Source organism: Actinacidiphila polyblastidii (genome assembly GCF_036353415.1).
Classification (GTDB): domain Bacteria; phylum Actinomycetota; class Actinomycetes; order Streptomycetales; family Streptomycetaceae; genus Actinacidiphila; species Actinacidiphila polyblastidii.
Genome location: NZ_JAZEWV010000084.1, coordinates 1 through 838, shown reverse-complemented (window position 1 = coordinate 838; position 838 = coordinate 1). Strand labels below are relative to the sequence as shown.

Below are 838 nucleotides of genomic sequence, written 5' to 3'. Positions count from 1 at the left end.
GAGCCGTGACCGCTCGGGTGGGACGGTCGGCCGGGCCGGGTCCTCGGGCAGCAGCAGGGTGGGCTGGTCGAGTCCGGCGAGCGACAGCCGCCAGGCCGCCTCGGCCGCCGGCCGGTCCTGCACGGCCAGCCACTCCGGATACGCCCGGTGCGGCGGGACCGCGGCAAGACCCGAGCCGTCCCCGCCGGCCTCGTACAACGCGAACAGATCCCCCAGCACCAGCGGCATCGACCACCCGTCGAGAACGATGTGATGGTGAGTCAGCACGATGCGGAAGGTCTGCTCGGCCAGCCGTATCAGGACGAAGCGGAGGAGGGGGGCTTCGGCGAGGTCGAAGCGGGCGGCGCGTTCGCGGGCCATGATCGTCGCGGCCTCGGCGTCGGCGGCCTCCGGGGCGAGCGGGCGCAGGTCGACCTCGCGCCAGCGCGGGGTCACCTCGTCCAGGACGACCTGGACCACGGTGCCGTCCGCGGTCGGGCGGAAGGCGGACCGCAGCCCGGCGTGGCGGCGGAGCAGGGCGCGCGCGGCGTCCTTGAGGGCGGCGACGTCCAGCGGGCCCTGGAGGAGCAGGCTGGGCTGGGCGACGTAGACGTCGGGGGCCGCGGTGTCGTAGCCGGCGTGGAAGAGGAAGCCCTGCTGGAGGGGGGACAGCGGCAGGACGTCGTCGACCACGGCGCCCCGGCCCAGCGCGGCGACGTCGTCGGGCGCGAGGGGGACGAGCGCGAGCCGGTCCGGCACGCCGGGGGCGGGGGCGGCCGGAGCGGTGGGACGGGCGGTGGCCGCGAGCCGGGCGGCCGTCCGGCACTCGAAGACGTCCTTGGAGGTGATCCGGTAACCG

1 protein-coding gene is annotated in these 838 nt (G+C 76.4%); it reads right to left on the bottom strand.

Translation table 11 applies throughout. The features are described 5' to 3' along the window. A partial coding sequence (locus tag V2S66_RS34320) for a condensation domain-containing protein (protein ID WP_330801025.1) occupies positions 1–838 on the bottom strand: 838 nt, incomplete at both ends.